This is a genomic window from Pseudomonas fuscovaginae SE-1 (genome assembly GCF_000364705.1).
Lineage (GTDB): Bacteria > Pseudomonadota > Gammaproteobacteria > Pseudomonadales > Pseudomonadaceae > Aquipseudomonas > Aquipseudomonas fuscovaginae_A.
Map to the genome: position 1 here is coordinate 1 of NZ_AQOH01000039.1, position 6,095 is coordinate 6,095.

The 6,095-nt window shown below is 63.2% G+C and carries 7 protein-coding genes; 4 read left to right on the forward strand and 3 right to left on the reverse strand.

Translation table 11 applies throughout. The annotated features are described in order from the left end of the window. The 3 genes from K675_RS0104840 to gntB all read right to left on the reverse strand — a co-directional run. The coding region (locus tag K675_RS0104840; RefSeq protein WP_232434396.1) for an autoinducer binding domain-containing protein at window positions 1-238 on the reverse strand (238 nt) is incomplete at its 3' end. A 154-nt stretch (window positions 239-392) separates the two neighbouring features. Next, entirely contained in the window at window positions 393-1,292 is a 900-nt protein-coding gene (locus tag K675_RS0104845) for a DMT family transporter (RefSeq protein ID WP_017902382.1), read from the reverse strand. After that, window positions 1,282-2,256 carry a guanitoxin biosynthesis L-arginine gamma (S) hydroxylase gene (gntB, locus tag K675_RS0104850; RefSeq protein WP_017902383.1) on the reverse strand — a complete coding sequence of 325 codons (975 nt, stop codon included), beginning with the start codon at window positions 2,254-2,256 and terminating at the stop codon, window positions 1,282-1,284. Before gntB ends, K675_RS0104845 begins: the two co-directional genes overlap by 11 nt. A gap of 211 nt (window positions 2,257-2,467) precedes the next feature. On the opposite strand from gntB, the gene K675_RS0104855 reads away from it, so the two are divergent. The 4 genes from K675_RS0104855 to K675_RS32870 form a co-directional block, all read left to right on the forward strand. After that, window positions 2,468-3,280 (forward strand): enoyl-CoA hydratase/isomerase family protein, encoded by an 813-nt coding sequence (locus K675_RS0104855; protein WP_017902384.1) that lies wholly within the window; start codon window positions 2,468-2,470, stop codon window positions 3,278-3,280. Beyond that, complete coding sequence (locus K675_RS0104860) at window positions 3,277-4,665, forward strand: asparagine synthase C-terminal domain-containing protein (protein WP_017902385.1); 1,389 nt, start codon at window positions 3,277-3,279, stop codon at window positions 4,663-4,665. The genes K675_RS0104855 and K675_RS0104860 overlap by 4 nt, the downstream gene beginning before the upstream one ends. An 11-nt stretch (window positions 4,666-4,676) precedes the next feature. Then, the gene (locus K675_RS0104865) at window positions 4,677-5,540 is read left to right on the forward strand and encodes a TauD/TfdA family dioxygenase (RefSeq protein ID WP_017902386.1); all 864 of its coding nucleotides are present in this window, start codon (window positions 4,677-4,679) and stop codon (window positions 5,538-5,540) included. A 23-nt stretch (window positions 5,541-5,563) separates the two neighbouring features. Further along, window positions 5,564-6,095, forward strand: a 532-nt coding sequence (locus K675_RS32870) for an NRDE family protein (RefSeq protein ID WP_198291613.1), incomplete at its 3' end; no start/stop codon positions are given.

The window sequence follows — 6,095 nt, forward strand, 5'->3', positions numbered from 1 at the left end:
TCGAGTTCAGGCAGTGATAAACGATGGGATCCAGTGCGGCATAAGCCTTGGCGTCGTAGCGCTTGCGCCATTCGCCGGGATAATCGCTATGGATCAGCACTTGCTGGTCGGTGGCGGCAGGGCCGGGCTTGATGCCCAGCAGGTAGTTCGAATAGCCCAGCCGGAGGGTCAGTGTCTTCAGCCTGCCCAGCCACTCGTCGCAACCTTCGGCCTCGCACAGTTGTAACAGCTCATCCATCACCAGCACGATCTTCCCTCTCCCTGTGACACCGTCAAACGGCGTTCTCATCCTGAGACAACACATGAGGGGAGTCGGCCCCTCACCGAGTGGGCCGACAAGATAAAGACATAGCACATTGAAATCAATGCATGGGCGATAGGCCCGACAGGGCTCAGGCCCCCGTGGGCACGGGCGTTTTCCTGCCCAAACGGACCAGTTCGTTGGAAAAACACAACCCGATGATGATCAGTGCCGCCCCCACGTAGAGGCTCTCCCGGGGGACTTCATTGAGCACCACGAACGCCAGCAACGCGGCAAACAGCGGCTCGGTCAGTTCCAACGCCTGCACCTGCGATGGCTTCAGGTATTCGATGGCCTTGGTGGTGCAGAAGAAGCCGAGGATGGTTGGCAAGGCGGCCAGGGCCAGTAACGCGGCAATCGTCAGCGACGACAACTCGCCGATCATGAAGCCATCGGCCGCCGCCGGCATCAGCAGGTAGAGGGCGCCGAAGAACAGCAGTTGGCGAGTGAAGTGCAGCCCACCGGACACCCCCATGCGCTTCATCGCCACCGAAAAGGCCCCATAGCCACAGCCAGCGACCGTCGCCAGCGCCGCGCCCTGCAGGGTGAACCCCTGGCTCAGGTCGGCACCAAAGATCACCGCGATACCGGCAATGGCCAGGGCCGCACCGACAGTCGCGTTGGCGGTGATGGCATCCTTGAGGAAGATCCGCCCCAACAGGATCGACGAAATGGAGGCGCTGGCCATCAGCATCACCACCACGCCGGCTGCCGCGTAATGCCGGTAGGCGGAAGTCTCGAAGTGAAACAGCACGAAGATGCCGAGAAACGCGCAAACCGCCGCCTGGGCCCATTTGGCCGTCGATGCCGGGCGCTTGAGAAACAGCAGCAGGGCCGAGAGCAGCAGGCAGCCCAGGAGGGTCTTGATGACGGCCACGCTGCTGGCAGTGAAGCCGTTGCTCATGAGTACTTTGCTGAGTACACCGATGGTGGCGTTCAGTGCCGCGGCGCAGAGTGCAAAGGCCACGCCCTTGCTGAAATTAGCTTGCATTGATGACGGTCCCTGTCGACGGTTTGTCGCTCGATAAGATGCCGGCCCACATCGACGGGGCAAAGTTCGAGGAAATGAAGATCCCACCAAACCCCGCATTCGTCGTGGCATAGGCCGGGTCGCCGAGCAGGATACGGTGGGCCTTCTTGAGATTCCAGTACGGAATGGCGGGGAACAGGTGGTGGATGAGGTGAAAGTTCTCTCCGTGCATGCCCGTGAAAAAGTGCTCGATCGGATGGCTGAAACGGTTACGGGTGGCCTGCAGGTCAACCTTGGCCTGGGCGATCATCGGGTAATGCTCGGCCAGCTCGATGAACCAGGTCAGAGACTGGAACGTCGTGAGGTAAGGTAACAGCCAGTAGAGGATGTAGCCCTTGGCGCCCAGCAGCAGCGTCAGGCACAACGCGAGCATCGCATGGCAAGCCAGCAAGGAAAGCAGCTCGCCTTTGCCGGGGCTACGGATCAATCGATTGACCACCAGGTATTTCAGGCTCCCGGGCGCCCCCAGAAACAGCATCGGCCGTACCAGATGCATCAGCGCGAACCTGAGCGTCGAGCTCGTCTCGAACACTCCGGACTGTCGATAGTACTGGTAGTCAGGGTCACGCTCGACATCCCCCAGCTTGTGATGGTGATCCAAGGTATGGGAGCGCTTGTAGCTGTGCCATCCCTGGAAAACCAGATAGCCGGAAAGCCAGGTCCCCAGAAACTTCTCCAACCGCTTGCTACGGCATAAGGCGCCATGTGCCGCCTCATGCAGGAGCGTGGCCAGTGCCCGCTGCCGGGAACCGATCAACAAAATGGCCAGCGGTATCAGCCAAGGGCTGAACTCGCCCAGGTAGATGGCCAGGCTGATCCAGAACAGGTTCTGCATCAGCGCCAGGGGGCCATGGTAATTGTCGTATAGGTACAGCTTCTTGATCTGATCCTTGATCTCTTTCGAGAATCGGTGTCTGGGTAACATCGACAGTCCTGTAGGTTCAACCCTGCAATCTGGGAGCTGCACCAGGCAGCCTTCGAGAGGGCGCAGAATCTAGTGAGATATCAGGAGTGCAACAACCTCCCTGTTCCGGGAGGTACTAGGGCCTGGGCAAACCCTGTTGACTAGGCAGTCACGCCGGCCTGTAACAGGCGCGGACGTACCACTTCGCACAAGGTCGCAAGGGACGCCATCAATGCCAGGTTCTAATCAGGATTATCTCACTTACGATTTCGACATCACCTTCCAGGACAGCGTCGCAGTGGTGGCCTTCACCGACTCGCACCGGCACAACCTGTGGTCGATGCCCCGGATGGCGCAGTTGACCCGGCTGCTGAAACAGTTGAACACCGATGACGCCGTCGGCGCCGTGCTGTTGCACAGCGGCGAGGGCCGGTCGTTCGGAGCCGGTGGCAGCTTCCATGAAACCTCGACGTTCACCGGGGGAGACGAGGTCGACGTGTGGATCGATCACGTCACCGACCTCTACATCGCCGCCCTGCAACTGAACCGCCCGCTGATCGTCGCCATCGATGGATACGCCATCGGTATCGGCCTGCAGATCGCCCTGACCGCGGACTACCGCATCGGCAGTGATCGCTGCGTACTGAAGATGCCCGAGTTCGAGCTGGGCATTGCCTGCACCTTCGGCGGCTTCATGCTTGAGAAAATCATCGGCCGCAGCCTGATGCAGAACATGCTGATGTCCTGCGCCGCGTGGCCCGCGCAACGGGCCCTGGCTGACGGGCTGTTGCATGCCGTGGTCGACAACGGGCAGTTGCTCGACAGCGCCCTGGAGCAGGCGCGCCGCGCCGCCGCTTTCACCGATGCAGCGTTCCGCAACACCAAGACCTACCTGAACCGAGACTTCATCGCCGGCCTGGAACAAACCCGCATTGCCGGTAAACAGGCGCATCGTGCCGCGTTTGCCGCAGGCGAAGCGCAAGGTCGGATGAAGACGGTGTTGAACCGGTCTTCCGTGCAACCGAGTCCGGAGGCCATCTCGTGACCGCACAACCCTGGTTGCTGATCACCAGTCGCCCCCTCGAACAGCTTGAAAGCACCCGGCGCCCCCTGGCCACATCGGCATTCCATGCCTACGCCTCGGCCTGGCCGGCAGCCGCCTTCGAGGATTGCATCGATGCACAGGGGCAACTCTTTACACGCCTGGGCGTGGGCAGTGACAACCGGATCGACGTGCAAGGCCAGCAACTGACGGTGATGACCAGCAGTCGGAACGTCACGCCTCTGTACTGGAGCGCGGATCATCACGGCCACTTTGTCCTGTCGAGCGATCTGCTCATGGCGGCCAGCGCCTGGGGGAGCCTGACCGACAGCCCGCTGGCCGTACGCGAAGACGCAGGCGTTCGCCTGGACGACAGCTCCAGTATCCATGGCATCAACCGGCTGCCCCATAGCAGCGTCCTGCAGGTCGTTATGGAGGGCCGCCAGGCCCGGATCGAACGTGGCACGGCGCAAGACCATCTGGCGGCGCAAAGCGCACGGTACACCGATCCGCTGCTGGCTGGTCAGGCGCAGATCGCCGCGCTACAGCAGAGCATCACCGACCATCTGCGGCGGCCCGGCAAGGTGGCCGCGCTGGTCTCGGGTGGCGTCGACTCCGGGCTGGTAGCCGCGCTGCTCGCCGCCCAGTGCCCGAACTTCGAAGCCTTCAGCATCGGTACGCCCTGGGGTAACGAGTTCGATGACGCCCAGCAGTTGGCGGACGCACTGGGTCGCCCGCTGAACCGTGTCGAGCTCGATCCGCAATCGATCCTCCTGGCACTGCCCCAGACCATCCGCGCCTTCGGTCACCCTCAGGCCGTGGCCGTGGAGATCGGCGTGGCGATCACCGCATTCTGCCGCCAGTTGGAAGAGGGTCGGCTGATTTTCACCGGCTACGGTTCGGACCTGATCAACTCGGGGCTCGCCACCGGTGACGGCCTGGCCGACGACATTCGCAGCAGTATCGCCATCGAGGTCAACAAGACCCGCTATTCAAGCGAACTGACCAGTCTCGCCGCCCAGTCCTGCGGCAGCGAACTGACCCATCCCTATTGGGACCCGTCGGTGCTGCGCACGGCGCTGGACACCTGCCCTTCAGTGAAAACCGCCCGCGGCCGCGAAAAAGGCCACCTGCGCCTGGCCGCCGAGCAATGGCTACCCTCGGAGGCCGCCTGGCGCAAGAAGACCGCCATCCACCATGGCAACGGATTGGGCACCGCCCTGGCGCAATTCATCGATACCACCACTGGCCAGCCCAACAGTGCCGCGGCGCTGTATCGGCAGATCCTGGTCACCCTACTGGATCAGGCGGTACGTGCCCCGCTGGCGCCGCTGGAGGCGCAAGAAGTACTCGACCGCTCACTGCAATCACTTGCCCGTCATCGCTGAAGGAACAGTCCTTGAACTCACTCACCAGCACACGAAACCTGCGTGGCCCCTCTCTCACCGCTTCCGGCCTGGGCATTCACCTGCCGGACGGAACGCCCCTGAACGCCGTTCGTCAGGCCGTGCTCGACCACGGCGTGACCCTGCTGCAGAACCTTGAGCTCGACACCCACGGCTTCCGGCAGTTCGTGGAAAGCCTGGGCGACAAAGTGTCCTACGCCGAGGACCAGGCCAAGGTCGGCTACGGCTTCGCCGACATCCTCAACCTCGACGGCACCCACGACAAGGAAAAGGTCATCACCGGTCGTGGCAGCCTGCCGCTGCATACCGACGGCATCCTGCTCGGCACGCAAGTCGATCTGATCATCCTGTATGCCGCCGAAGTCAGGAATATCGAAGAGGACGGCGCGACCGTGGTGTGTGACCAACTCGCGGCCTGGAATGACATGCCGGCATCGCTGCGTGAGCCACTGCTGCATGGCGAGCTCGACTACCTGGCTTTCGAGCGCGGTTACTTTGCCACGGTGCCCGAGGGCTGGTACCCCATCTCCACCTTCCGCGACTACGGCCGCATCCGTTCGCTCAATCTCGCCCTGCCGTTCGCCAGCGACGCCAAGGCCAGTTGGGACGTGCGCGTGCCGGGGCTGAGCGAACAGGCGTCTGCCGCCTGGTTCGCGGCGCTGGAACAGCACCTGACCGCCGCCCCTTACCTGTACAGCCACCGCTGGCGCAAGGGCGACCTGCTGATCATCGACAACCAGCGCACGCTGCACGGCCGACGCGGGCTTCTGCCCAATACCTGCCGCAAGCTTCTACGGGGCCAGGTGACGTTCGAAACCATCGCCTCGGCGCCAGGCGCCAAGCGGGCGAGTGCCTGAGGGTGTGCACGATTATTGCCGCCGTGGGCCTCTCACGACAATGGCCCGTGCTGCTGGCGATGGTGCGCGACGAATCGGTCGAACGACCATGGGAGGCTCCTGCGGCGCACTGGGCCGAGCATCATCCCGAGGTCATCGGCGGCCTGGACCGGCAGTCCGGTGGCACCTGGCTGGCACTGGCCCGTGACAGCCACCGCGCCAGCTTCCTGGTCAACCGCACCGAGCGCATAGTCGGCGAACCTCGCAGCCGTGGCGACCTGCCCCTGATCGCCTTGCAAGCCCCCGAACGGCATTGGGACGCTGCCGAGCTGAGTCAGTACAGCGGGTTCATCCTCGGGCTGGCCGATGCCCATGGCCTGCTGCTCCATGAATGGGACACCCGCACATTGCGTTCGATGCGCCTGGGCAAGGGCCTGCACGGTCTGTGCTATCGGGGTATCGGCGAGGACCACCCGCGCCTGGCCCGACACCTCCCCCTGTTCGCCGCCAGCCCCCTGCCCCAGCCCAACGCGACGGCATCCGCCGAACAGGCCTGGGGCCAGTGGCTGGCGGTGC

Coding starts and splice junctions, on each gene's coding strand:
- K675_RS0104845 (WP_017902382.1), bottom strand. CDS start 1,292: ATGCAAGCTAATTTCAGCAAGGGCGTGGCCTTTGCACTCTGCGCCGCG.
- gntB (WP_017902383.1), bottom strand. CDS start 2,256: ATGTTACCCAGACACCGATTCTCGAAAGAGATCAAGGATCAGATCAAG.
- K675_RS0104855 (WP_017902384.1), top strand. CDS start 2,468: ATGCCAGGTTCTAATCAGGATTATCTCACTTACGATTTCGACATCACC.